Source organism: Pseudomonas fluorescens (assembly GCF_001623525.1).
GTDB lineage: Bacteria > Pseudomonadota > Gammaproteobacteria > Pseudomonadales > Pseudomonadaceae > Aquipseudomonas > Aquipseudomonas fluorescens_Q.
On sequence record NZ_CP015225.1, the window covers coordinates 1425925 to 1452920 of the forward strand.

Annotated in this window: 19 protein-coding genes; 5 read left to right on the forward strand and 14 right to left on the reverse strand. The window is 61.7% G+C overall.

Features of this window, described 5'->3' with window-relative positions:
- On the reverse strand, positions 1–1386 hold the full coding sequence (locus TK06_RS06145) for an iron-containing redox enzyme family protein (RefSeq protein ID WP_063325083.1): 1386 nt from the start codon (positions 1384–1386) through the stop codon (positions 1–3).
- A 349-nt stretch (positions 1387–1735) separates the two neighbouring features.
- Between TK06_RS06145 and TK06_RS06150 the strand changes: the two genes are divergently transcribed.
- Positions 1736–3073, forward strand: coding sequence for a cation:proton antiporter (locus TK06_RS06150; protein ID WP_063321297.1), 1338 nt, complete (start codon positions 1736–1738; stop codon positions 3071–3073).
- Positions 3074–3221: 148 nt separating this feature from the next.
- Here TK06_RS06150 and TK06_RS06155 read toward each other — a convergent pair whose 3' ends face one another.
- Positions 3222–3758, reverse strand: a complete 537-nt coding sequence (locus TK06_RS06155; RefSeq protein ID WP_063321298.1) for a hypothetical protein — start codon at positions 3756–3758, stop codon at positions 3222–3224.
- A gap of 153 nt (positions 3759–3911) precedes the next feature.
- Here TK06_RS06155 and TK06_RS06160 point away from each other — a divergent pair, with 153 nt between their 5' ends.
- Positions 3912–4142, forward strand: coding sequence for a hypothetical protein (locus TK06_RS06160; protein ID WP_063321299.1), 231 nt, complete (start codon positions 3912–3914; stop codon positions 4140–4142).
- A gap of 114 nt (positions 4143–4256) precedes the next feature.
- Here the strand turns inward: TK06_RS06160 and TK06_RS06165 are convergent, their stop codons facing one another.
- The 3 genes from TK06_RS06165 to TK06_RS06175 are packed head-to-tail and all read right to left on the reverse strand — an operon-like array spanning position 4257 to position 10214.
- On the reverse strand, positions 4257–6185 hold the full coding sequence (locus TK06_RS06165; protein ID WP_063321300.1) for a hybrid sensor histidine kinase/response regulator: 1929 nt from the start codon (positions 6183–6185) through the stop codon (positions 4257–4259).
- Positions 6186–6234: 49 nt separating this feature from the next.
- Positions 6235–8547, reverse strand: coding sequence for an ATP-dependent DNA helicase (locus tag TK06_RS06170; RefSeq protein ID WP_063325084.1), 2313 nt, complete (start codon positions 8545–8547; stop codon positions 6235–6237).
- Positions 8544–10214, reverse strand: a complete 1671-nt coding sequence (locus TK06_RS06175) for a VRR-NUC domain-containing protein (protein ID WP_063321301.1) — start codon at positions 10212–10214, stop codon at positions 8544–8546. Before TK06_RS06175 ends, TK06_RS06170 begins: the two co-directional genes overlap by 4 nt.
- Before the next feature lie 220 nt (positions 10215–10434).
- On the opposite strand from TK06_RS06175, the gene TK06_RS06180 reads away from it, so the two are divergent.
- Positions 10435–10659: a YgdI/YgdR family lipoprotein gene (locus TK06_RS06180; protein WP_003201785.1), complete on the forward strand. Its 225-nt coding sequence runs from the start codon at positions 10435–10437 to the stop codon at positions 10657–10659.
- A 128-nt stretch (positions 10660–10787) separates the two neighbouring features.
- Here TK06_RS06180 and TK06_RS06185 read toward each other — a convergent pair whose 3' ends face one another.
- The 8 genes from TK06_RS06185 to TK06_RS06225 form a co-directional block, all read right to left on the reverse strand.
- On the reverse strand, positions 10788–12641 hold the full coding sequence (locus tag TK06_RS06185) for a polyurethane esterase (protein WP_063321302.1): 1854 nt from the start codon (positions 12639–12641) through the stop codon (positions 10788–10790).
- Positions 12642–12810: 169 nt separating this feature from the next.
- Entirely contained in the window at positions 12811–15903 is a 3093-nt protein-coding gene (locus tag TK06_RS06190; protein WP_086936584.1) for an autotransporter serine protease, read from the reverse strand.
- Between the two features lie 250 nt (positions 15904–16153).
- Positions 16154–17503 carry a TolC family outer membrane protein gene (locus TK06_RS06200; protein WP_063321304.1) on the reverse strand — a complete coding sequence of 450 codons (1350 nt, stop codon included), beginning with the start codon at positions 17501–17503 and terminating at the stop codon, positions 16154–16156.
- Between the two features lie 14 nt (positions 17504–17517).
- Positions 17518–18852: an HlyD family type I secretion periplasmic adaptor subunit gene (locus TK06_RS06205; RefSeq protein ID WP_063321305.1), complete on the reverse strand. Its 1335-nt coding sequence runs from the start codon at positions 18850–18852 to the stop codon at positions 17518–17520.
- Entirely contained in the window at positions 18849–20648 is a 1800-nt protein-coding gene (locus TK06_RS06210; protein WP_063321306.1) for a type I secretion system permease/ATPase, read from the reverse strand. Before TK06_RS06210 ends, TK06_RS06205 begins: the two co-directional genes overlap by 4 nt.
- A 139-nt stretch (positions 20649–20787) precedes the next feature.
- Positions 20788–21210, reverse strand: a complete 423-nt coding sequence (locus tag TK06_RS06215) for an AprI/Inh family metalloprotease inhibitor (protein WP_063325086.1) — start codon at positions 21208–21210, stop codon at positions 20788–20790.
- A gap of 71 nt (positions 21211–21281) precedes the next feature.
- Complete coding sequence (locus TK06_RS06220; protein ID WP_063321307.1) at positions 21282–22739, reverse strand: serralysin family metalloprotease; 1458 nt, start codon at positions 22737–22739, stop codon at positions 21282–21284.
- A gap of 341 nt (positions 22740–23080) precedes the next feature.
- Positions 23081–23977, reverse strand: coding sequence for a LysR family transcriptional regulator (locus tag TK06_RS06225; protein ID WP_063321308.1), 897 nt, complete (start codon positions 23975–23977; stop codon positions 23081–23083).
- Between the two features lie 132 nt (positions 23978–24109).
- Between TK06_RS06225 and TK06_RS06230 the strand changes: the two genes are divergently transcribed.
- Together TK06_RS06230 and TK06_RS06235 are read left to right on the forward strand one after the other, a co-directional pair.
- The gene (locus tag TK06_RS06230; protein ID WP_063321309.1) at positions 24110–25573 is read left to right on the forward strand and encodes an MFS transporter; all 1464 of its coding nucleotides are present in this window, start codon (positions 24110–24112) and stop codon (positions 25571–25573) included.
- 193 nt (positions 25574–25766) lie between these two features.
- Positions 25767–26045 (forward strand): DUF1652 domain-containing protein, encoded by a 279-nt coding sequence (locus TK06_RS06235; protein ID WP_003201764.1) that lies wholly within the window; start codon positions 25767–25769, stop codon positions 26043–26045.
- A 270-nt stretch (positions 26046–26315) separates the two neighbouring features.
- Here TK06_RS06235 and TK06_RS06240 read toward each other — a convergent pair whose 3' ends face one another.
- Complete coding sequence (locus tag TK06_RS06240; protein WP_063321310.1) at positions 26316–26987, reverse strand: Bax inhibitor-1/YccA family protein; 672 nt, start codon at positions 26985–26987, stop codon at positions 26316–26318.
- Positions 26988–26996 lie beyond the last annotated feature (9 nt).

The window sequence follows — 26996 nt, forward strand, 5'->3', positions numbered from 1 at the left end:
CTAACGAAGTGCGGATTTGAGTTCGATGAACCGACGAGTCGCCAACAGGCCGGCCGGATGGCTATGACGCCGAGCACAGAGCCAGGGCATCAGAACCTGCATCTGCTCGTTGGGCGTCCGCCCTTGCAGTGCCTGTTGCAAGCTTTGTACATCGGGATCGTCCATCGGCGTCGTCGGCTCGCAGGCAGCAACCGGACCGCGCCGGACGCCGGATCTTGTACCCTCGTCCAGCCAGTCACCGGCTATCCAATCGTGCAGCAGCTGTTTTTCGTAGGGGCTGAACACCCCGAACATGGCTGCTCCGGCCCCGTTGATCAGCGTCCAGAAGCGGCTGTTCTGCGGGTCTTCATGGCGTTTGATCCAGCCTTTGTTCTGCATTGCCGCCAAGAATCCTTCCAACTGGCCCGGCGCCAAAAGCCACTGGTTGACGGTCTTGCCTTCGAACTTGCAGTAATCGGAATGCATGTGCTGGCCGAACGGGCGTTTGCGTTCAAGCATGTCCAGCACTTCGCGGGTCAGGTCGAACGCGCCGATGATGTCCCGGCTGCCCTGCCCCAGGTCGTTGAGGCGATAGCCCAACGTGACCCGGTGCCAGAAGGCTTCCCGGTCGGCTTCCATCGGCATCAGCTGCAGCAGCCCTTGTACGGCCTTATGGGCGTGGCCGGTGCTGGCGTTGTCGATGGTGACATGAAGGGTGAAATAGTACGGATCGATGTCCAGTTCGCTCAGCTCATAGGCGCTGATCAGCAGATGCAGGGGCAATTGCTCATAGCCCAAGTTGTAGCCGATGACTTCTGGCAGATATTCGTCGCCGGCGTACCCCAAGGCCAGTTGCACGGCGCCTTGCAGATAAAGGTCGTCGTCGATGTCCGGGGCATCCGACAGATCGTGTTCGGCGAGCAATTTTCGATAGAGCACCACATGGTTTTGCGCGGGATGACCGTCCCCCAGTTCTTCCAGGTAGGTGCACAGCAACCCTTCGAAACGGTGGTCATGCCAGTGCTTGACCACGCCATACAGCCAGGCGCCGTCCACCCGTTTGGTCGGCGCCACAGCCTGCAGGAAGTACAAGGCGTGGGCCTTGCTGCTGAAGAACTCCCGCGCGCCGCCATTTTTGCGCCGCTCCAGGTAGTCAGCGTATTGCCGGGCCACGCCGGCGCTGTGCTGCTCGACCCAGGCCAGCAGCGCCATGGGGTCGTCGGGCATCTCCTGGGGAAGCGCCGCGGCCTTTGCGATGCATTCCTGGAGGAACGTTTGGGCGACGGCTTGCTTGTCAGCGTCGTCAGGGCCCTGGAACAGTCGTTCATAGCATTGGCGCACGTGCCCGTCAGGCGTAACAGGGTGCACGGTTCCCGGCTGGGATTGGAGGGGTGTCAGCGCAGTCATAAGGGCCTCTTGGGTTTCGGCGGACGCTGAATCAGCACGTCTCTTCTGTTGCAGAGCACCGGCAACGACGAAAAATTCCGTTGGGTTGAAGGGCAGGCGGATAAACGGGTTGTCCATTCACGAGGGGAACCCTCGTTTCGCTCCAGCCCTCGAATACTGAGAACCACCCCAGCTGTTGAATGTGGCAACGGCGCTGTTGTGCCGAGGAGCTTGCTCCCGCTAGACGCGAAGCGGCCCATGCAATGGGCGCGTCAAAGTTTTTACGACTGCTTCGCAGCCGAGCGGGAGCAAGCTCCCTCGCCACGGGTTTTACCCACCGGCTGTACCAAGCGCTATCCAAGGAGCAACGATGACTTTCACGGTATGGGTAGCGGTGCTCGGTGCGGTGTTGCTGACCCTGGCCTTGACCTCCTCCTATCTGCGCTGGATGCCGGTCACCACCTCGGCGATGTGCCTGGTACTGGGCGTTGCCATCGGGCCGATCGGATTGGACGTGCTGAAGCTGGACATCAGCGACTCGGCGGTCTGGATGGAACACCTCACGGAGGTCGCGGTGGTGTTTTCATTGTTCGTCAGCGGCCTCAAGTTGCGTTTGCCCCTCAAGAACCGTACCTGGCGTGTCGCCTATGGGCTGGCCGGGCCGGTGATGATCCTGTGCATCGCCGGCCTGTGCCTGGCATTGCATTATCTGTTGGGCCTGGGTTGGGGCGTGTCGATGCTGATCGGCGCGATGTTGGCACCTACCGACCCGGTGCTGGCGGCGCTGGTGCAGGTCAATGACGCGCGGGATGACGACCGGGTACGTTTCGGCCTGTCGGGCGAAGCGGGACTGAACGACGGGACGGCATTTCCTTTTGTGATCCTCGGCCTGTTGATGCTGCGTGAAGACGGCAGCGGTTTTCTCGGTGAATGGCTGCTGCGTAACGTCCTCTGGGCGGTGCCGGCCGGTTTGCTGGTCGGCTACTGGATGGGCCGCGGCATTGGCAAGCTGACCTTGTCGATGCGCATCCGGAATGCCGACAGCACGCTGTCGCCCAATGACTACCTGGCCCTGGCACTGATTGCCCTGGCTTACGTCGTGGCCGAGTGGATCCAGGGCTATGGTTTTCTCTCAGTGTTTGCCGCCGGCCTGGGGCTGCGCCAGGCTGAGGTCAAATCCACCGATGAAGCGGCGCCGCCGGCAGAACACCTGGTGCAACCGGTGGTGGGCCACGAAACCGTCGATCCCCAACAGGCTGTCCTGGGTGATACCGAGTCGCTGGACGATGGTCAATTGGCCGCAGGGGTCATGATGAGCGACATGCTCGCATTCGGCAGCCTGGTGGAGCGATCGATGGAAGTGTTTCTGGTCACCCTGCTTGGGGTCGTGCTGGCCAACCATTGGGACTGGCGGGCCTTGGCGATCGGTGCCTTGCTGTTTGCCGTCATCCGCCCGTTGAGTGTGCTGGCGTTACCCTGGGGGCGATTGCTCGACGGACCGCAACGGCTGCTGATCGGTTGGTTCGGCATCCGAGGGATCGGCAGCCTGTTTTATTTGTTTTTCGCCTTGAACAACGACCTGCAGCCGGAGGTGGAGCAACTGTGCATCAACCTCACCCTGTCGGTGGTGGCGTTGAGCATTCTGGTTCATGGCGTCACGACCCAACCGACCCTGGCATGGTATGAGCGCCGCAAGCATCCGAGGTGAGTAACTGCGGCAGGAGATGAACGCTGTTGTGGCGAGGGAGCTTGCTCCCGCTCGGTTGCGCAGCAACCGCAAAGCTTGGGGCCGCTTCGCAGCCCAGCGGGAGCAAGCTCCCTCGCCACGATGATGTTTGTCCTCAAGATCGCGTGGCTCAACCGCCAGGATCGCCCATCTGGATATAGACCGAATACACCCCCAGCAATACCCAGAAGGTGGCGAAGATCCATGGTGTACGCACCGAGAACAGCAGCGACTTGCGGTAGCCTTTGTGCGTCGACTCCCGCTCGTTGAACAGCGGTGACTCGTCGTAGGCCAGGCCCATCAAGGGTTCGGCGCGCAATAATTCGCTCTGTTTGAAATGCCAATGATCGATGATTTCGTAGGCCGCCTTGATGCCCGGCCAGGCATTGAGCGAGCTCAAGAATCCCAGCAAGGCCAGAAATGGCGGCACGATCAGCGTGAACAACTTGCCCCACTCCGGGTTCAGGTTGGCCATGCACGAAGCAAAGGCGATCACCAGGAAAGATTGGGCGGCCAGGTAAGCATCGGTTCGGTTGGCCAGGATGCTGGTTTCGTACTGGATTTCCCGGCGATAGAAATCCAGTCGTTCCTTGGGTGAACCGAACAGTTTGGCGTTGTGTTCCGTCAGTTCTTCTTCCGGGGTGGGCCCGGTGAGTATTCTGGGCATTGCGAAGGACGAGCCTCTCTGATGATTCGAATTCATTAGAAGAACCCGACGCACGGCAAGTTCAAGCCAATGGACCGCAGGTGCATCCAACGTCCGGGGAAACGCTCCCCAACCGCCAGGGTCTCTAGTTCATCAGGGCAAGAGGACGCTTGTGTGGATTATCTTGGATGGGTGCAATGGCCAGCGATGCTCGTCACGGTGCTGGCCGCCTGGTTGATCGGCTCACGCCAACCGCGACGCCGGATGGCGGGATTCAGTTGTTTTATTGCAAGCAATATTCTGTGGGTGATCTGGGGGCTTCATACCCACGCGTATGCGTTGATCGTGTTGCAGTTTTGCCTGTGTGCGATGAATTTGCGGGGGTTCAAGAAGAACACTGAATAAGCGCCTGCTCTTGTGTGGCGAGGGAGCTTGCTCCCGCTCGAGTGCGAAGCGCTCGCGACATGGGGGCCGCTTCGCGACCCAGCGGGAGCAAGCTCCCTCGCCACAGGAGGCTGACTATTTCATCGTCTGCCCAATGATCTGCACTAGGTCAATCTGCTTGAACGGCTTGATCAACCGAGGCAATTGGGTGGCGAAACCTTCCAGGCGTTCGGCATAACCGGTGGCCAGGATGATGGGCAGGTTCGGTTGGCGGTCGCGCAACAGCTTCGCCAACTGCGCACCGTCCATCTGCGGCATGGCCATGTCGGTGATGACCAGGTCGATGTCCGGGTTGCGCTGATACAGCTCCAGTGCCTGGGCGCCCGATGGCGCGCAAAGGACCCGGTGCCCGAGGTCTTCGATCAACAGGCGCGTGCTGGTCAGCACCAGGCTGTCATCATCGACCACCAGCACTTTCAACTCATCGACTGGCTGCGTTGTTTCCTGGATCGACGCTTTGCCCGGTGCCGGGTCGTTTGCCACCGGTAACCACAACTGCGCGGTGGTACCGACACCTTTCTCGCTCCTGAGCGTCAGACGTCCCCCCAGCTGTTCCGCCAGGCCATGAACCATGGACAACCCCAGGCCCGTGCCTTTGCCAACCCCCTTGGTGGTGAAAAATGGGTCCACGGCCGAGGCCAGCGTGGCTTCATCCATGCCCTCGCCTTCATCGGTAATCGCCAGGCAAATGTAGCGCCCGGGGGGCATCGGCTTGTCGTGGGCCGCATCACCCCCTTGCCGCTCATCGGCGGTAATCAGGAGCTTGCCACCATGGGGCATGGCGTCCCGGGCGTTGGTCGCCAGATTGAGAATCGCCAGTTCCAGTTGGTTGACATCGGCCAGCACCGGCGACAGCGCCTCGGCGAAGCGGGTCTGGATGTGTATCGATGGGCCCAGGGAGCTTTGCAGCAGGCCGCTGATACCCTGCACCAGGGCCGCCAGCTCGACCGATTCGTAGGTCAGTTTTTGCCGGCGGGCAAACGCCAGCATGCGCTGGGTCAGCGAAACCCCGCGCAGCGCGCCCTGGGTCGCGTTGTCCAGCAATTGAGTGAGTTTCGGCTCGTCGGGCATGCGCTTGCGCACGATCTCCAGGTTGCCAAGGATAACCGTCAACAGGTTGTTGAAGTCATGGGCGATGCCGCCGGTGAGCTGGCCGACGGCTTGCAGTTTCTGGGATTGGAACAGCGCCTCGCGGGCTTGCTCAAGGGCCTGCTGGGCCTGGGTGGCATCGGTAATGTCACGGGTGATCTTGGCAAATCCCAACAGCGTGCCGGTGTCGCTGCGGATCGCATCGATGACCACGTGGGCCATGAAGCGCGTGCCATCCTTGCGCATGCGCCAGCCTTTCTTCTCGAAGCGCCCTTCGCTGGCGGCAATGCTCAACGCCCGTTGTGGTTCGCCGGTATCGCGATCCTCGGGGGTGTAGAACATCGAGAAATGCCGGCCGATAGCCTCGGCCGGAAGATAACCCTTGATCCGCTGCGCCCCCAGGTTCCAGTTGGTGACCTGGCCTTGCGGGTCGAGCATGTAGATGGCGTAATCGGTGACGCTTTGCACCAGCAGGCGGAACTGCTGCTCGCTTTGCTTGAGGGTTTCCTCGGCCATCTTGCGATCGGTCAGGTCGCGGGTGATCTTGGCGAAACCAAGCAAGGTGCCGCTCTGGCTGTCGATGATCGGATCGATCACCACATGGGACCAGAACAGCGTGCCGTCCTTGCGCACCCGCCAACCCTCGCCCTCAAAGCGCCCCTCCTGCACGGCCGTGTCCAGCGCCCGTTGCGGCAGGCCGGCGGCGCGATCCTGATCGGTGTAGAAACGGGAGAAATGCTGGCCCAGGATCTCGGATTCCTCGTAGCCCTTGACGCGCCTGGCGCCGGAGTTCCAACTGGTGATGAGGCCCGATGGGTCGGTCATGTAGATGGCGTAGTCGACCACCGCGTCGATGAGCAGGCGAAAGCGCTGTTCCTCGTTCATGAGTGGGGACTTGGGGGCGTTCTCAAGCATCTGGCCGGGGCATCCGTGTGGATTCTTTTTTTGCGAAGTATGGAGCAAGTCAGGCGCCAGGAAAAATCCTCGAGCCTTCCACTTTGTGGGCCTCTTGGGTAATTGACCACCAGCGCGGCAACAAGTGCTGCACCCTCGCCTCGCCAAACCGGTCATCGATCAGCATCACCACCCCGCGATCCTGCTGGGTGCGGATAACGCGACCGGCCGCCTGCACGACTTTTTGCAGGCCAGGGTACAGGTACGTGTAGTCGTAGCCATCGCCGAAGATTGCGGCCATGCGTTGTTTCATCTGCTCATTGACCGGGTTGAACTGCGCCAGCCCCAAGGTGGCGATGAATGCGCCGATCAGGCGTGAACCCGGCAAATCGATGCCCTCGCCGAACGCGCCGCCCAGCACCGCAAAGCCAATGCCTTGGCTGTGCTCCATGAAGCGTTCGAGAAACGCCTGCCGGGGGGCTTCGCCCATGCCGCGCGATTGGGTCCAGAGCGCAATTTGCGGGTACCGCTCGGCAAACAGCCCAGCCACTTGCTGTAAGTAATCGAAGCTGCTGAAAAAGGCCAGGTAGTTGCCTGGGCGCTCGTTGAACTGGCGGGCCATCAACGCGGCAATGGGCTCCAGGGACGCCTGGCGATGGGCAAAACGGGTGGAAATGCGGCTGACAACCTGTACGTCCAGTTGTTCGGCCTTGAACGGCGATTCCACGTCGATCCATACCGTGTCGCCCGGCGTCCCCAACAAGTCTGCGTAGTAATGCCGGGGGCTCAGGGTCGCGGAAAACAGCACCGTGCTGCGGGCCGCCGTCAGCCTGGGACGCAGGAATGCGGCCGGCACCACGTTGCGCAGGCACAGCGTAGACAGGCTGCGCTGGCGGCCGAGTTCGCGCTTGTGGATGTCAAACAGAAAGTGCTCATCGAAGGTTTCCGCCACCCTGCCAAACTGCAACGCGTCGAAGTAGAACGCCTGCAATCCGCTGTCCAGGCCTTGGGGATGATCGTTTAGATAATCGCCGATAGCCGTAGTGCAGGTGGCCAGGGCCTGGAGCAATTTGTCCGGCAACTTTTCATAGGCCCGATAGGCCGCCACTTGGGGCGCATGCAAGGCGTTCCACTGGCGATTGACCCTATCGAGGGATTTCTTCAGCGGTTCAGGGGCGGTTTTGCGCACGCTGGTCAGCGTGGCCTGGTCGAGGGTCGCGCTGTACATCTGCCGCCCGCGCTCCACCAGGTTATGGGCTTCATCCACCAAGGTCGCGACAGTCCAGCCGTTGGCCTGGGCCAGGCCGAAGAGCAACGCGCTGAAGTCGAAGTAATAGTTGTAGTCGGCCACCACTACGTCGGCCCAGCGGGCCATTTCCTGGCTGAGGTAATACGGGCAGACCTCATGGGCCAGCGCAATCTCGCGCAACGCCGCCTGGTCGAGCAACGTGACCTGGCTCGCCGCTGCCCGGGCGCCCGGCAAGCGGTCGTAGAAACCACGGGCCAGCGGGCAGGATTCGCCATGGCAGGCCTTGTCCGGGTGTTCGCAAGCCTTGTCCCGGGCGATCATTTCCAGCACGCGCAACGGCATCGACGGCGCGCTGCGGGTGATTACTTGAGCGGCGTCCAACGCCAGCTTGCGTCCCGGGGTTTTGGCGGTGAGAAAGAACACTTTATCCAACCGCTGCGGCGCCAGGGCCTTGAGCATCGGGAACAGCGTGCCGACGGTCTTGCCGATGCCGGTGGGCGCCTGGGCCATCAGGCAACGGCCGGTACTGACCGCCTTGAATACCGACTCAGCCAAGTGCCGCTGTCCTGGCCTGAAGCTGGCGTGAGGAAAAGCCAATGTGTGTGCGCCGAGATTGCGGGCCTGGCGGTGGGCCATTTCCTGTTCGGCCCAGGCGAGGAATAGCGCGCACTGTGCTTCAAAAAACGCCTGGAGTTGCGCCGCCTCGAAGCTTTGCGTAAAGCAGGTTTCCTTTTCGCTGACGATGTCGAAATACACCAAGGCGACGTCGATATGCGGCAACTGTAGCTTCTGGCACATCAGCCAGCCGTAGATTTTCGCCTGGGCCCAATGCAGTTGGCGGTGATTGGCCGGTTGCTTGCTCAGGTCGCCCCGGTAAGTCTTCACTTCTTCGAGGCAGTTGCGGGTCGGGTCGTAGCCGTCGGCCCGGCCTTTGACGGTCAGTGCCTGGTAATGACCTTCCAGGGCCACTTCAGCCTGATAACCCTCGCTGCGCCGCGAGGCCACGGTGCGATGGCCAGCGATGCCTTCCAAGGCCGTGGGCGACGGCGTGAAGCGCAGGTCAAGATCACCCACCTTGGCGGTGAACTCACACAACGCCCGCACGGCGATGCTGTAGCGGGATGCCGGAGTCATGCGGCCCCATCGCTCGCGATAGCCGACTCTGCCCATTGCACATAACAAACGGCAACGGGCATCTGGTGCTCATGGCAGAACTCCAGCCAGCGCAACTGGTTGTCTTGCAGCCGATCACCAGGGCCTTTGACTTCGATCATGCGGTAGGTCTTGTGCTGCGGCCAGAACTGGATCAGATCCGGCATGCCGGCGCGGTTGGCCTTGATGTCCAGCAGCAAACGGTCAAACCAGTGCTTGAGATGCGCGGCCGGCAAGCAATCGAGGGCTTGTTCCAGCAAGGGCTCGGACAGCGCGCCCCAGAATACGAAAGGCGACTGCACGCCCCACTTTTCGGCATAGCGACGGCTGATGGTCTGCCGATAGCGGCCATCGTCCAGCTCTACCAGGCAAGCTGCGAACAGCTCGGCGCGACGGGCATGAAAATCTTCGTTGAGCAGGTCCGCCGGCCCCCGCTGGAACGGGTGGAAAAATGCGCCCGGTAACGGCGCGAAGATCGCCGGCCAGCACAGCAGGCCGAACAGCGAATTGATCAGGCTGTTCTCGACGTAATGCACTGGTGCGGTGTCGTCGTGCAGGTGGGCCTGGACGTGGTACTCCACCGACAAGGTCGGATCGACGCGAGGCAGTTGCAGCTCCAGGCGCTCCACTTCCCGGGCCAGGCCCCGTGGCACCGGCGGGCCGCCCAACTTGCGCCGAAGACGGGGCACGATCCGCAGCAAGGCCTGGGTTTCGGCGGCACTTTGCGGTGCCTGCATCGCCACCTCGCCGAGTTCAAGGGCCAGGCCGTATTCGCCGATGCGCTCCAGTACCCGGACCATCCGCAACCGCGCGCCCGGGTAGGTGCAATCGCGATAGATGCCCAAGGCCAAGGCGAAGTCGCCGATGCGCTCGCCATGCTGGCCAATCTGGAACAACAACTTGCCCCGGCGCCGCTCCAGCCACGGATTGTCCAGGGACAGTTCGTTGACCTGGGCGACGATCTCTTCCGGGGGCTCGCCAGCTTCGAAGCGCTGCTGGCAGTCGTGCAAGAACAGGCAGGCATCGACGTCCTCGCGGCTGCGCAAGCCCCGTGACTCGGCGCTGAACTCGACGGTTTCGTAGGTGAAGATGCCCAGGTCCGCCAGGACGAATTCCGACCAGTCCTGGTAAAGGTTGCCGAAAAACATCAACCGCAGCCGGTCACACAGACTCATGATCGTCAGGCTGTACAGCCGGTCATCCAACTGCGGGCACCAGGCATCGAACGGCTGGGGCTGGTTGAGGTGTTCGTCCAAGGCGTGGAGCCATTCGGTCTTTTTCGCCTTGGGGTGTTCGATCAGATGGCCCAGGCACAGGAGGATTTCCGGCTTGAGCAGCACCTCGAACAGCTCGACGAGCCCGATGGGGGCCTGTTCCTCGACCCAACCCAGCGCCAACAGTGGCGCGACGGCGGCGCTGATGTCGCCAATTTCCGGGTAATGCAGCTTGCTATGGCGAAACCGTAGCCCCTTGCGCATCACCATCCGCACCAGCAAGCCCTGGGCGCCACGCGGCAGCGCTGCGAAGTGCTCGATGAAGCGCTGCTCGTCGGTGCTGAGCACATCGGCATAACGCTGCGTCAACCAAGCGAGCACCTGCTGGAAGTTGTTCAGATAGTAAAACGGATCGTCGAGGGAACGGACTGCCACGGAAAGAACGCCAAGGATATTAAGCACTGGTTATGCATACAGATAACAGCTGTAAACCGGCCAGGCAACAGCAAAAGATGAACGGTCTCCTATATTTAAGGTGAAATCCTTCAGTCAGCGATGAACTTTCCTACGGCAAGCGAGACCAATGGCGGTTGACTAACGTGATGGCGCGGTCGAATCAGCTGCTCCGTGTCCTTTTGATTGAGAGGTTATGGTTATGAACATCAGGTTTCTGGGCCTGCCCATGGTCGCCGTGGCATTTCTGGCTCTGGCTGGCTGCGCGTCGCCAACCGTGGTGACCTTGCAGAACGGTACCCAGTATTTGACCAAGGACACCCCCAACACCCGCACCGCCGACGGTTTCTACGAGTTCGAGGATATTTCCGGCAGGAAAGTCCGGGTCCGCGCCGATGACGTGGCAACCATTCGCAAGGAAGACTGATTTCCAGTGACTCGCCTGGAATGCCGCCATCGCGAGCAAGCTCGCTCCCACAAAGGCTCGGTGGTGAATACAACTACTGCATACACCCGAGATCCACTGTGGTAGCGAGCTTGCTCGCGAGGGCGCTATCAGGCGAACACGATCCCTTCGCCCCCCACCTGACCCAGACCAACGCCCACCAGGGTCACGGAACTGTCGCCGACCTTGAACAGCGTGTCATTGCCCACCTGTGACAGGTACTGGCTGTAGTCATGACCAGCCCCGGCGCCCGGCACGCCGAGGAACACCAGCTTGTCCCCCGCGTCGTAGCCGCTGATCCGGTCCTGGCCGAAAGCGCCGTTGAAGAGGAAGGTGTCACTGCCGGCCCCCGCTTGCATCTGGTCATTGCCCGCACCACCGACGAAGGTGTCGTTACCCGCGCCGCCCACCAGCACATCGTTGCCGTCCTGGCCGAACAGCCAGTCGCCCTTCGCTCCCGCCACCAGGGTGTCATTGGCCACACTGCCCTTGATCGACGAGGCATATGCCGTCAGGTTGGCGCCGGCCACCAGGCCATTGGCGGTGACGCTGTGGCTCACCTCATCCTTGAGCAGCCCCCAGAACAATCCGGACTCCTTGCTGATCAGCGTGCCGATGTCGCGGGTGATGCTGATCGCGCCATGGGCGTCGCGGACATACAGGGTTCCGGCCCCGTCATGGGCGACGCTGAAATCCTGGATCGATTGCTGCAGCTGCAAGCTATTACTGCCCTGCCCGCCCAGGATCACGTTATAGCCACCGCCATCACGAAAAGTGTCATTGCCGGCGCGGCCTTCCAGGTAGTCGTTACCCTGGCCGCCCTGGATCAGGTCGTCGCTGTCGCTGCCGATGATGAACGTGCTGCCGGTATGGGGTTCAGCGTTGCGATTGAGGTCCTGCACCCAGGTATTGGCCCGCGCGGGGTCCGACAGGTTGGCGACGATGATGGTGGAGTCTTTTTCGGTGAGGTCGTAGAACGCCGACCCCATGATCCGGCCCATGCCATCGCCGTAGCCGGTAGGCAGGTGGGAAATCCAGGTGGGGATGTTGAGAATGGAAAACGGCAACACGTTCCACGTCGCCGAAGCGTAGTGGTCGTTGAAGCTGACGATATTGTTGGTGGCCGATTCCTGTTGCCCATCGTGCACACCCACCGAGGCGAGGTTGAACGTCGAGCCGTCCAGGGCGCGAAACACCGGATCGTTCTCGTAACCGATGTTCAAGACCTTGTCGGTACTGCTCTGGGTTGGCGAGGCGTAGGCGATGTAGTTGGCACTGGAGTAGAACCCCGACCATTGGCTGGTGCTCAAGTCCGCCAGGCTGTTGACCGCCAGCCCACCCAGGCTGTGGCCGCTGACCAACACGTCGTTGCCCGTCAGGCCATGGGCCTGGGCAAATTTCGCGACGTCCCCCAGCAGGTTGCCAAAGGCTTCGCCGACGTAGTTTTTTGCATAGTCCTTGGGTCCCAGCGCGGCCATCAGGTCGTTGACCGCGTCACCGATGGAATCGCCAATCAGATTTTCCCGAGGGCCGCTGGTACCGCGAAACGACACGCCGATTTCCTGCAGGTGTCCCGCGCTGTCGTATTTGCCGAGGATCTCTACCTGCGCAGTGGTGTAGCCGGCCTTTTCACCGAAAAACGTCCCGCGGCCATCCACCTTGCCGGCGTAACCCAGTTGCGCGGCGCTGATGGGCGTCCAACCGGCCTTCTGTACCGCCTCCAGGGCCAGTTTTTCCGAATCGGGGTTCCACGGCACGCCGGGAATCACCCCTTGGGAATCGGTGCCCCCCAGCAGCGCGGTCACCAGGGTGGCCGGCAGGCCGGCACCGAAGCCGTTGTGCTGATAACCGGTGGCAAAGCCATTGTCGAGGTTATGGTAGGAATACAGCATGATCGCCATCGCGTCGCTGACCAGAGCCTTGGATTCGGCAGTGCCGAGGTTCTTGTAGTCGTAGATACCCATGGTTGTTGCTCTCTTTTGTTGTTGGAATGCTAGAACCGGGAGGTACAGCTTTTTGTGGCGAGGGAGCTTGCTCCCGCTCGGGGGCATAGCAGTCGCCCTGGGGAGCGCTTCGCACTCCAGCGGGAGCAAGCTCCCTCGCCACGGGGGGATATCCAGCTCTTCTTCTTGGTCAGAACTGCCAATCCAGGGTCAGGCCCACGCCGTGGGTTTTATCCCGGGAGCCGATCAGGCCGTTGTAATCGAGGTTGAGCCGCACATCCTTGGCGACCGCAAGCCCGGCACGGGCACCGATCACGGCGGCGTTGCGGTCCATGGACACACTCTGCACCGCGAAGGTGTTGCTGCTGCCGGCGAAGGCCAGGTCCTGTTCGGACGTGGTGCTGCTCAGGTTGTGCTGCCAGCCGAGGGAGCCGGACAGTTGTAGTTGCTGTCGATCCGACAGGGCCAGGGTATGGTTGGCCCGCACGCCCAGGGTCGAGAGCACGGCATCGCGGCGATCGTCGCCACCGTGCAGGGCCGCGTTATCGCCTTTCTCATGGAAGCTGTCGCTGTCCAGGTGCACATAGGCCAGGTTGGCAAACGGCTCCAGGGCTACCGGTTGCAAGTTGAGGCGATACGCCGCTTCGGTGAAGAGCTGGGTGGTCCGGGCATCGCGCTTGGTTTTCTCCCGGCCACTGACGTCGCCCCATTGCAGGTCCCGCTTGACGTCGACGCGATGCCAACTGTGGGCAGCGCCAACGGTCAGGCGCAGCGCGTCGATTTCATGTCCCAGGTAGGCCCCCAGGTGATAGCTGTCGGCCTTGGCCGATGAATGGGTGCCGTCACCCATGCTCAACGAACTGTCGCTGTAGCCGGTGACGAAGCCCAGTCGCGTCTGGTCGCTGATCAGTCCGTCGACACCGGCCAGCAGCCCGCCGATGGAACTGGTCGTACTGGCGTGATCATTTCCACCATCGTTTTTGCCCCAAGCGCCCAGCACCTTGAACCAGGCATTGCTGCTGGCATCGGTCGGCGTACCGGCGTCGTAAAGGGCGTCCTGGCGCAGACGATCACCCACGGCGTCGCGCAACTGACGACTGTCGTTGATCAACAGTGTGCCAATGGCCGGATGGATTTCACCGGACAGTTGCTGGAATGCCTGTTGCGCCACGGCGGTGCTGGGCGAAAGCAGCAAGGCTTCGTAGAGTCCGTTGCCTGCGCCCAGTCGTTCGGCGGCCGAGGCAACGGAGCGCTGGTTAGGCGTCAGGCCGAGGCTGGCGAATGACGCGTCGTTACGCTCGACCGCCAGTTGAATGCCACTGGTGCTGTACGCCAGGTCGCCCCCCAGAAACGCATAGTTGGGCAAGACGCCAGCGAAGCGCCCGTCAATACCATCGGCGGCCTGCAGGATATTGAACTGCCGGCCCAGCAGGCTTTTCACCTCGCCAGCCGTCAGCAGTGTCGGGCTGTTTTCCAGGGACAACGACACCGTCGCCCCGTCAATGGACGCCTTGCCGTCGGCCACGATCAGGTCGCTGGCGGTGGGCGAGACTTCCACCGAGTAGTTCGAACCGGGTTGAAAGGTCACGTCGCCGGCCACCTGCAAGGTGCCGATGGAGTTGCCCGGCGCCACGCTGCCGCCGCGGCTGGCGGTCAGGCTGGCGATGCGCCCGTTGCCACCGAGGATGCCGCCGTCGTTGACCGTAACGGCCGAGGCCAGCGAGCCATTGATCGCCAGTCGCCCTTGATTGACCAGGGTCGGCCCGCTGTAGGTGTTTGCGCCGGTGAGCACCAGGGTGCCGATGCCCTCCTTGGTCAGGCCGCCGTGGCCGGCGATGTCGTTGCGCCAAACGTCCAGGCCACATTGGATGCCGCTGCACACCCGTTCCGTGGGTTTGCCGGCATCGATGATCGCGCCGATGCCCGGCAGGTCCACCACGAACTGGCCGGAACCATAGGCGCCATCGATGCGAAACTCCGCGGGGATGTCCTGCTCGGTCACCAGCATCGATGGACCGTCGATGGCCTTGCCCAGGTTGATCATGCCCCAGCCGTACAACGAATCGACGCCCGGCGCGCCCATGTCGGTGGCGGTGGTGCGTAGCACGCTGGCGACCTGGGCGCCGGTCATGTACGGAAAACGCTCCATCAACACCGCCACGCTGCCGGCAACATGGGGCGCGGCCATGGAGGTGCCGCTCTTGTTGGCGTAGCCGACAGTCAGGTCGTCGGCACGGGTGCCGCCGATCACGGCGCTGTAGACCCGGGTGCCGGGGGCCGACACGCAGAAACTGGCGGTGTAGCCGCAGCGCGACGAGAAGGTGCTGATGGTGTACGGATCGGCGCTGGCGGTGTCCGGATTGACTTGCAGCGCCGCCACGGTGAGCCAGTTCGGCGCGATGTCCGGCACGAAATACGCCAGGCCCGCGATGGCATCGGGGTTATTGAGGTTGTAGTCGTTGCCGGCGGCGAAGATCGTGACGATACCGCTGCGGGCCGCGGCGATGGCGCCCTCGTAGGCGCCGCCAGGCTTGGTGCCCAGCAGCGGCTTGATCTGATCGAATTGCAGTTGCGCGTCCTGCACCGTGAAGTGCGGGAACGCCGGATCGCGGCCGCCCTGGTCGAAGCGATCGGTGATGCCAATGCCCCAGCTGTTGTTGATGATGCGTGCGCCGCTGGCGATCAACGCGTCCCAACCCGCCTTGTACACTGCGCCATCGTTGCCCAGGATGATGCCGTCTTCGGGGCCCGGGTCGCCGTTGTCGGCGCTGATGATCTGCGCATCGTACGCCACGCCGTGCATCGGGCTGCCATCGCGACTGCCGGCAGCGATCCCGCCGACATGGGTGCCGTGGGAACCCAGCTTGCCATCGGAGCCAACGGTGGGCGAGCCGTCGTAACGGAACGGATCACCGGCTTTCACCGGGATGTAGGGATCGGTGTACTCGCGGATACCACTGGTGACCAAGGTCACCACTTTGCCAGTGCCGGAGAACTCCGGGTGCGCCGCGTAGACCGGCTGGTCGAAGATCCCCAGCTTGACGCCCTTGCCGGTATACCCGGCGGCGTAGGCCTGCTGTGCGTTGATTGCCCCCAACCCCCATTCGGCGTTGAATTCGCTGCTGCGCCAACTGTCTGGATTACCCGCCCTGCCGCTCTCGACATAAGGCGCCGCCTGGGCCGCGCCCAAGGTCGCCAGTGCACAGAGCAGGGCGCGGTTGAGGGCCTTGGGCAGGAACAGGCGCCCTGTCTGTCCGGGCTGTTTTTTGTTATCGATTTTCATCACGAACCATCCTTAGTTGTTGCAAGAATCCTGGGGTTGCGCGGCCTGATGGGACCTGTCCTGGCCTAGTGGCTTGCTTTGCCTTTGCCTTTTCCTTTGCCTTTGCCTTTGTCTTTGCTTTTGTCTTTGCTTTTGTCTTTGCTTTTGTCTTTGTGGCGAGGGAGCTTGCTCCCGCTGGGCTGCGTAGCGGCCCCAAAAAAAGCCTGCGAGCGCTTCGCACTCGAGCGGGAGCAAGCTCCCTCGCCACAGGTCATTGAATGGGCGCCCGGGACACAAACGCCTCGTCCACCTTCGCCAGGTCCTGCGGGCCGAGGGTGCCGGCGTAGTAATGCAGCTTGGTCCAGGCCATGAGGTAGTCGTAACGGGCCTGGGCCAGGTCGCGGCGGGTGCTGTAGAGCTGTTGCTCGGCATTGAGTGCATCGAGGTTGACCCGCTCGCCGCCAAGGATGCTTTGCCGGGTCGAGACCACCAGCGCTTCAGCGGAGCTCAGGGCCTTCTGATAAGCGCGCAGCTTGTTCACCCCGGACACGCAGGCGCTGAACTGGCGACGCAATTCGATCAGCGTCTCGCGGGTCTTGGCATCCAACTCGTATTCGGCCTGCTCCATAGTGCGGCTGGCCTGGCGGGTCGACGCCGAGACCCCGCCACCAGCGTACAGCGGCACGCTGACTTCCAGGCCAATGGTGTTGGTGTCGTAGCGTTGGTTGTAGGTATTGCCACTTTCCGATTCGTTCTGGCGCATCGTCGCGTAGGCGCTGACCTTGGGCAGGTGCCCGGCGCGGTTGCGCTCCACCTCGAAACGCGCCACGTCCACGGCTTGGCGCTGGGACGCCAGGCTGGGGTTGTTGCTCACCGCCAGCTCGTGCCATGTGTCGAAACTGGCCGGTTGCAAGGCAAAGGTCTGGAAGGTGTCATGCAGCGGCGCCAGGTCGCCGATATCCAGGGCCGGGACGCCAATCAGCGAGCCCAGCTCGCGCAAGGCGGCATCCTGCTCATCTCGCGCCTCGATCTCTTCGGCGATTGCCAGTTCATAGCGCGCCTGCGCCTCGAGGATGTCGGTGCGCGTACCTTCGCCCTGGCGAAACAGATGCTCGTTCTGGCGGAATTGCTGCTCGAAGGCCTTTTTCTTGGCCTGGGCAATATCGATCTGGTCCTGGGCGAACAGCGCCTGGGTGTAATGACTCAGCACCCGCACCAACAACTCCTGGCTTTTGCCACGAAAATTTTCGTCAGCGAACAACGCCTGGGCCACGCCCTTGCGGTAGGCCGCGTACGCCTCGTAGTCCAGCAGCGGTTGTTGCAACGTCAGGCTGGAACCGTAGCTGCTGTAGTTGCGATCATCATGCTGGCTGGCGCCGCGATCGTTGAGGTACGTGACCTTGGACTGGTTGCGACCCTTGTTGTAGCTGTAGCCCAGGTGCGGCAGCAGCCCGGCGCGGCCAATGGCGCGATTTTCCAGGCCCGCATCGCGCTCCTTGATCGCGCCCAGGTAGACCGGATCATTGCGCAGGGCCCGCTCGTAGAACTCGAAGGGCCCCATGGCCCAGGCGTTATTGCACACGGAAGCGGCCAGCACGGCTACCCAATAGAAACGCTTCATACCGCCGGACATCCTTATTCTTCGGTCAACGCAGAGCCGGCTCGGTCGAGCAGCGGTTTGAACAGGTAGTTGAGCAATGAGCGCTCGCCGGTGCGCACGAACATCTCGGCCGGCATGCCGGGCTTGATCACCAGGCCGTTGAGCTTGTCCATCGCCACGTCGCTGACGCTGCTGCGCAGGACGTAATACGGCGCGCCAGTCTTCTCATCGAGCATTTGATCGGCAGAAATCAAGCTGACTTCCCCTGGCACCCTTGGCGTGCGGTTCTGGTTGAAGGCGGTAAACAGGATGTCCACCGGCAAATGCGCGCCGACCTTGTCGATCAGATGCACCGGCAGATGCCCTTCCACTTCCAACCGCGTGCCCTGGGGGACGATTTCCAGCAAGGTGTCGCCCTGGCGCACCACGGCGCCCTCGGTGTGCACCCCCAGGTTGACGGCGATGCCATCGGCGGTGGCAAGGATCTCGCTGTGTTGCAGCTCGAAGCCGGCGGATTTCAGTTGCTCTTGCAGGGTTTCGCTCTTGAGCTGGGCGTCGGCCAACTGGCTGCGCACCTCTTTCTGGTATTCCTCGTTGTGCTGCTGCAGCTTCAGCCGCGACTCGACGATCCCCTGCTCCACCCGCCCGCTTTCGCCGCTGTTCTGCGCCAGTTCCTGCTGCACTTGCGACAACTGGCGTTGATAGTCCAGCAAGCGGTTGCGCGGGATATAGCCGTTGTCGGCCAAGGGTTGCAGGTTGCCCAGTTGCAGACGCAGGGATTCGGCCTGGGCGGTCAGGTCGCTGCGGGCCCGACGCATACCCGCCAATTGCGCCGCCGCCCCCTCGATGTTGGCGCGCAACGCCGCCTGCTCCCGGGCGAAGGCTTCGCGGCGGCTGCTGAACAGTTGCCGCTGGCCTTCAAGCACCAGGGCCAGGCGTGGATCGGGATCGCGACTCAGCTCAGCCGGGAAACTTACCTGTAACAGGTTGTCCCGCTCGCTTTGCCAGCGCGCCAGGCTCGCCCAGGTCATCCGGTATTGCGCCTGCAGCGATTGCACATCGGCGGCGGCCTGAGTCTGGTCCAGGCGAAACAGCGGCTGGCCCTGCTTCACCGCTTCGCCTTCGCGCACCAGGATCCGGCTGACCACACCGCTGCTCATCGACTGCACCGCCTTGCGCTTGCCTGAAACCACCACGGTGCCCTGCACGGGGATGCCCTGGTCCAGCGGCGCCAGGCTGGCCCAGGTGAAAAAACTGCCCGCGCCAACGAGCGCCAGTGCCCAGCCCACGCGCGTGAAAAAGTGGGCGTCGCGCTCCGGCCGCTCAACGTCCTGCGTATGTTCGAGATTCATGTCGAGCTCCTTGCTCATGCGCCACCGGGTTTGCTGGCGGCCTGGTACTGGCGACTCATGCTCAGTCCGGTGGGGGCCACCTGGGGACTGTTCGGCGGTGAGCTGCGTGGCGCGTTGTCCTGTGAACTCGACTGGCCGGAAAGCGCGCGCAACACTTGCTGGCTTGGGCCGAAGGCTTGTAGCCGGCCTTCGTCGAGCACCAGCAACTTGTCGGCCTGGGCCAGTGCCGAGGAACGATGAGTGACCAGCACGACACTGGTGCCCTGGGCCTTCATCTGGGCGATGGCACTGGCGAGCGCCGCTTCGCCAACCGTGTCGAGGTTGGAGTTGGGTTCATCGAGCACCACCAGGCTCGGCCGGTCGTACATCGCCCGGGCCAGCGCAACCCGTTGTTTCTGTCCGCCGGACAAACCACCGCCGTCCTCCCCCAGCACCGTGTCATAGCCCTGGGGCAGGCGCAGGATCAGCTCATGGACCCCAGCCTGCTGCGCGGCGGCGACGACCTTTTGCGGATCGGCTTGGCGAAACCGGGCGATGTTCTCGGCGATGCTGCCGCAAAACAGCTCGATGTCTTGTGGCAAATAGCCGATGTGCGGGCCGAGTTGCTCGCGATTCCAACGATGAATATCGGCCCCGTCGAGGCGCACCGTACCCGCCAGGGTCGGCCACACGCCCACCAGCACCCGGGCCAGGGTGGACTTGCCGGAACCGGACGCCCCCAGCACACCCAGCACTTCCCCCGCGGCCAGGCTGAAGCTGACCTGCTGCAGCGTCGCGTTGCGTTGCCCTGGCGGCCCGGCGCTGACGTGTTCGAAACTCACCTGGCCCTCAGGCGCAGGCAGCGTCATGCCGTCGTCCTGGGGCGCAAACGCTTGCAACAGCGCGTCGAGACGCCGGTAAGCCAACTTGGCGCCGCTCCACTGCTTCCACACGGCGATCAACTGGTCGATAGGGCTCAATACCCGGCCCATCAGGATCGAGCCGGCAATCATCATTCCGGCGGTCATGTCGCCCTTGATCACTAGCAGTGCGCCCAAACCCAGCACCAGCGACTGCAGGCACAGGCGCAGGGTCTTGCTCAAGGAGCTGATGACCGCGCCGGTGTCGCTGGCCTGGTTCTGCAGGCCGAGAAACCGTGAGTGCACGGCGAACCAGCGGCTGCGTAGCGCGCCGAGCATGCCCATGGCCTGGATCGTCTCGGCGTTGTGCAAATGGCTGGTGGCCAGTTGACTGGATTGTTGCGAGTAGACGCTGGCCTGCCCCAAGGCCTTTTTGGTCATGGCCTCGTTCAGGCAGGCCAAACCGATCAGCAGCAGCGTGCCGACGGAGGCAAACACGCCGAGCCACACGTTGAACAGGTAGATCACCAGCAAATAGATGGGAAACCACGGTGCGTCGAAGAAAGCGAACAGCGCCGGCCCGGTGAGGAATTGGCGAATATGCGTGAGGTCGCCCAGGGATTGCCCGGCGTTGCCTTCGCCCTGGCGCAGATTGCGCTCGAACGCGGCCTTGTACACCTGGAGATTGAAGCGTCTTTCCAACTGGCTGCCGATGCGGATGACCACGAAGCTGCGGACCATTTCCAGCAGCCCGATGAATACGAAGAAGCCGACGACCATCAATGACAACATCGCCAGCGTGGTCTCGTTCTGTGATGACAACCCGCGGTCATACACTTGGAGCATATAAATCGAAGGTGCGAGCATCAGGACATTGATCAGCGCGGTAAAACATCCAACACTGATCAAAATATTTTTATAATCGCCCAGCGCTTTAAACAGCGGCGCCGCAGCAGCGCTCCTTAGCCTATTCATGATCTTCCTTGTTGTTGGCTTCGCCAGCGAACTGGCCGTTATTCAACTTGCCAATCTTTATTTTTCGATTCGGCCGACATCGAAAAGCACGCCTGTTCAAACAAGCGCACTTCGTTCAAGACTCAACTGTACTCATTCGTTAATGAGCACTCTGGGACTTGTTTCGTTCAAGCCTGAGTATCAAACCGGACTTCAACGTCATTTGATAATAGTCTCCCTGACGCAGGCCCAAGTGTGTCCTGGAGTCTTGTTTGCCAATCAGGGAAAGTCCGTCGGGTTCAGTGAACCAACGAACCGGCTCATCCCCCAGCCATTGGCCCAGGCAATCGGTTTGCCCGCCCAGGGTCTGATCCGCCTTGAGTTCGACGAGGCAACTGTTGGACGGTTTGTCCTGCATCGCCTGGGTTTGCGCGTTGTCCTGCGGGCTCGACAAAACAGCCTGCCACTGACCGGCCAACTGCGAGGGTTCTGCTAACAACAGGCTGCGCGCCATGGCGGCTTCTCCACAAAACATCATCAGCGTAGCGAGCAACCCGGCGGTTGCTCGAACGCTACTGGACATGAATTTTCTACGCATTTTTTTCATCCTGGCCGGGGTCCCGCAGGAGCAGCCGCCCCTACGGGACAGGGACATCAGGCCACGATATCCGAGACCGCAGCCTGGCCAACGGTGCTGACCAGGAAGTCAGCCACGCCGTGCCCGGAGAAGTCCACCGACAGCAGGCTGTTGCCACCCGATGTCGACAACACCGCATCGCCCGCCGCACCGGTGAACGCGCTCACGAAGTGCAGGCCCGCGCCCTTGGTGATACCGGTCAGGTCGATCTTGTCCAGGCCGCTGACGAAATCGAGGATCTGGTCCGTCGCTCCAGGCCGCGAATCGGAACTGGCGGCGAACACGAACGTGTCCGACCCCGAGCCCCCCCAGAGTTTGTCTGCGCCGCCGGCCCCCCAAAGGATATCGTTGCCCGCTCCGCCCTTGAGCTCGTTGGCTACCGTGTTGCCGATCAGCAAGTCGCTGCCCGAGCCGCCGATGGCGTTTTCGATGACGGCACCCTTGGCGATGGAGACGTTGCCTACCATGCCGCCAACATCGGAGAACGAGGCGTCATTGAGGTTGATTTTCTGGTTCTGGGTGAAACCGGAGAAATCCAGGGTATCGCGGCCACCTGCGTCCCATACCGAAAACACCACTTTGTCCGACGACGATGACGCACTGAGAAAATCGCGACCGGTATTGGAGTTGAAACCGTAGGTCGAATCGCCGGTACGGGTCGTGGTGTTGGCACCGTAGAGCTTCTGGATGGCCGCGATGTCATCCATCAGCGGACCGGAGGCGTAGGCTTCGACGCCGCCCTTGCTGAAGTTCTGGTCGGTATTGCTTTCGCTCCAGTAGCTCATGACGCTGTAGCCACGGGTGTCCTGGCCATAAGTGGCGTCATCGTAGGTCGGGCTGCCTTCGCCAGCGTTGTAGTCACCCGGGTGGGCCAGGCCGAGGGTGTGACCGATTTCGTGGGTCAGGGTCTGGCGGCCGTAGTTGTTCAGGTCCGGGTTCTTGTTCTGGGTGTAGCTGCTGTTGATCAGGTACCAGGAGGTCCCGTCATAGCCGGCCCCCGTCCCTGGCAGATAAGCAAACGCCGCCGCGCCATCCTGGCCGCTGCTGTAGTTGCCGAAGGTCATGTGAGCGTCGCCGCCGCTGGCTTTTTCGGTGAAGGTGACATTGGCCACGTCCGCCCAGGATTGCATGGCCAGGGCGGCCTGGCCTTTCTGCTGCGCACTGAACTGGCTGAAGCCGCTGATCCCATGCTTGTTCATGGTGCTGGAAGAGGCGGAAGTCAGGAAAGTGTAGGTCAGCTCGATCTTGCCGCTGCCGTCCCGGTCCTGGTAAGCCGCGCCGTCGCGCAGCAACTGAGTGGCCGCTTCGTCGACAGAGTACGACGGTTTGCCGTTGACGGTCAGGTTACCGCCCCGGTCGTATTGGTGGCTGAAACTATTGATCTGGTTGAACGCATTACTGGCAGCCGCCAATGATTGCGGCGCCCAGAGGAGTTGTTCGGCAGAATCAATAGCGCTGCTTTTGACTTTCGACATAAACACACTTCCTTGTTTGCAAATGGAACAGTTTTAGTCAGACAGACAATCTCTGGCGAGATCGTCCTATCACTCGCCCAATGAGGACGTAAGAAACCTGACACAATTGGAAATCAAACGTCTAGCAATTTTTTTTCGTTCAATTTCACGCCCTGCCCGTAACGCCCATAAACAATAGGGTTCTGCCTCGCTAGTACCCCAACTAAACCACCCGAGTTGCGGATTGTCGGACAAAAAACTATTTAAATATTAAATATCGATAACTAGCAATTTGCGTACGGCGTCGCACTTTCGCCAACTAAGTGCCAGCGAAATGCTATTAACGAATATCTACTAAATCTCTACGGTTTACGTGCACACACTTCCCGCAGACAACTTCGAAGCCAACGATGCACAGGATCGGCGTCCATCCGCGGATGCCAGAGCATGGCGATCGTGAACCCAGGTACGGAAAACGGCAGCGTAAAACTGTGCAGGCCGACCCGCAGGCTCGCGGTGTAGCGTTCGGGCACGCTGGCGATCAGGTCACTGGAGCGGGCCAGTCCCAGCGCCGAGGAAAAGCCTGGCACCGTGGTGACGATTTCGCGGGACAGATTCAGAGCCGCAAGGGCCTGGTCGATGAGGCCATGATCCAGGCCGCGCATCGACACACCGACATGCCCGCCTGCGGCATAACCGGCGGCGCTCACCGTTGCCTGGCTCAGCGGGTGTCCCGCGCGCACAACGCCAATCAAGCGGTCGCTGAACAACGCCTGGGTTCGTAGTTCCGGGCTGGTGTCCTTGTCCACGACGGCGGTCTCCAAGTCCACGGTGCCTTCGCGAAGCGTCGTGCTGTCCCGGTCGGTCTTTTCCACAAAGCGCAGGCGCACGCCGGGCGCTTGCTCGTGGATGCGAGTGATCAGGTCGATGGCAAAGTTTTCCACGAACCCTTCTCGGGTGCGCAACGTGAAGGTTCGGCTCAAGCGCCCAAGATCCGGGGTCGTCACTGGCCGCAGCACCGCCTGGGCCTGCTGCACCAAATGGCTGACCTGTTCGCGCAACTCCAGCGCACGAGGTGTCGGCACCAACCCTCGCCCGGCCCGAACCAACAGCGGGTCACCGGTGGTTTCACGCAACCGTGCCAGTGCCCGGCTCATGGCCGACGGGCTGAGCTGCAAGCGCCGGGCGGCCCGGGCCACGCTGCCTTCCGAGAGCAGCACATCAAGGGTGACGAGCAGATTGAGGTCAGGCGAGGACATGGCGGTATCTCGATTTGAACAGATGGCGTTTGCTGCAGCTATAACGTGCAAATGCTGCGTCTTCCGCCATGTTATGCCCAGGCGTAACGTTCTGACAGCTCCGTTTCGAGCGCCACGGATACAGGTGACACGATGAAACCCGTCAACACGCAACAAAACCGGCCGGCAACCGCGCCCGCACACCGGCTCTTTTCACCTCGCTGGGCCCTGGCCAGCCTTGCGCTCTCGACGCTGCTGGCCTCCCTTGGCGCCAGTGTGGCTGCGGTGGCACTGCCGACGCTGGCCGAGGCGCTCGGGGCCTCTTTCCAGCAGGTCCAATGGGTGGTGCTGGCCTATCTGCTGGCAATCACCACGCTGATTGTCAGTGTCGGCCGCTTGGGAGACCTGATGGGCCGGCGCAAGCTGCTATTGGCCGGTATCGCCCTGTTCACCTTGGCATCAGCGGTATGCGGCCTGGCGCCCTCGCTTTGGCTGCTGGTCGCCGGTCGGGCGCTGCAAGGCCTGGGGGCCGCCATCATGATGGCGCTGACCCTGGCGCTGGTGGGCGAAACGGTCGACCAGGAAAAAACCGGCAGCGCCATGGGGCTACTGGCAACGCTGTCGGCAGTGGGCACAGCCCTCGGACCGTCCTTTGGCGGCATGCTGATCAGCGGGTTCGGTTGGCCGGCCTTGTTCCTGGTCAACATCCCTCTGGGCCTGTTGACGCTAGGGCTGGCGTGGTATTCGCTACCGGTGCGTGAAGTGCCGCCGAAGCCCGAAGGAACCCGCTTCGATGTAACCGGTACCTTGCTGTTGGCAGTGACGCTCGCCACCTATGCCTTGTCCATGACTTCCGGACGCGGGAGCTTTGGCGGATTGAATCTTGCGCTGCTGCTGATCGCCCTCGTGGGCGGCGGGCTATTCATTCGGGCCCAGTCCCGGGCCGTATCGCCGTTGATTCCCTTGAAAGTGTTCCGCGACAGATCATTGGTATCAGGCCTGGTGACGAGCGCCCTGGTTGCGACGGTCATGATGGCGACGCTGCTGGTCGGGCCTTTTTACTTGTCCATCACCCTCGCACTGCCGGCGGCCTTCGTGGGACTGGCCCTGGCCGTAGGCCCATCTGTTGCGGCGCTGGCCGGAGTACCTGCCGGGCGCCTGGTGGATCGCTTCGGCGTGCACCCCATGCGAGTCGCCGGCCTGGCGAACATGGTGCTCGGCTGCCTGATGCTATCACTGGTTCCCCCTACCCTTGGCACCGTCGGCTACCTCGCGGCTATCGTGGTGACGACCCTTGGCTATGCGTTCTTCCAGACGGCCAACAACACGGCAGTCATGGCCGATGTAGCAGCCCAGAGGCGAGGCGTCATCGCCGGGCTGCTCAACTTGTCGCGCAACCTGGGTTTTTTCACCGGAGCCTCCGTGCTCGGCGCGGTGTTTGCAGCCGCGGCGGCGACGAATGACATTACCGGTGCCAGCCCCGCGGCTGTGACGAACGGTCTGCACATGACCTTCGCCGTCGCCCTGGCGATGGTGATCCTGGCCCTGTTCATCGCCTGGAAAAGCCGCGTGCCAGAGCCATTGCCCAAGCCTCGGGACAACCCCAGCCAAGCGTGATGGCATTCTGGGCATTGCCGCTTAAGTCGTGATCCAGATCAAAAAAAGTGAACCAATCGCAAAACGGACTGAAAAAATCCACATGAGCTTCATTTTCAGGTGCTATTTTTAGTTCTCACTGGTAGAGCCATGATGGCTCTTCCTTCCTGACATGAGCAAAAGGAAGCGCTCGATTGAAGAAGGCGGGCAACACATGAATAAAGGATCCTTCAGCAAGGTTACGTTCCCTAATGCTTGCCAGTTAATGCGCTGGCACTTCCATCCCATGGGATTCGAAGCAAGCATGGATGCGCCTGGCAGCATGGTTGCCCGGCTGTTTGACCGTGCCAGCGGCGAGACCATGATCGCCATTGCGGGTATCCCCTGCGCGACGGTGATGAATGCCCCGGATGTTGAACGAATAATCGAGGCCGTGGAGGCCGAGCTGGAAGCCTTTGTACCACCGGTGGGGTTGCGGCGGTTTGCCTCTTAAGTCCACTTCATGTGGCAATACCGTTTACCCAGGCTCCAAAAGCGGCACTTCCCTTTTTCCAAGGGTGGTGCCGTTTTTTTTGAGAGGGGTTCGGGATTTACTTGCCTTGGTGTGTATATCCGTTGCCGCAGAAATGGATATCCCCCCAAAAAAATGCACCTAAAAACGGAAAACCAAAAAAAACGGCGCTTTTCATCTCTGAAAAACGCCGTTGTTTCTAGGTGAACAGCATCACGCCAAAGCGGGCTGGTCACCTCATCATCCATGCAATCAGTCGTCGCGACCCATCAGGCCGAACAGCTGCAACAGGCTGACGAACAGGTTGTAGATCGATACATACAGGCTAATGGTGGCCATGATGTAGTTACGCTCGCCGCCGTGAATGATGGCGCTGGTCTGGTACAGGATGCAGACCGAGGAGAACAGCACGAAGCCGGCGCTGATCGCCAGTTGCAGGCCGCTGATCTGGAAGAAGAAGCTGGCCAGCGTCGCCCCCAGCAACACGAAGAAACCTGCGGTGATAAAGCCACCCAGGAAACTCATGTCCTTGCGGGAAATCAGCACGTAGGCCGACAGGCCACCAAATACCAGTGCGGTCATTGCGAAGGCAGAGCTGACCACTTCGGCGCCGCCCTGCATTTGCAGGTAGCGATTGAGGATCGGGCCGAGCAAAAAGCCCATGAAGCCGGTCAGGGCGAAAGTCGACACCAGGCCCCAGGCCGAATCACGGAGTTTGTTGGTGAGGAAGAAAAGGCCGTAGAAACCGATCAGCACGACGAAGATGTTCGGGTAACCCACCCGCATCTGTTGTGCGACATAAGCCATCACACCGCTGAAAGCGAGCGTGAGTGCCAGCAAGCCATAAGTGTTGCGCAGGACGCGGCTAACCTCTAGCTGCTCAGCCTGCACGCTGTTGTTCACTGCGTAATCCTGTTCGCGCATGGCGACACT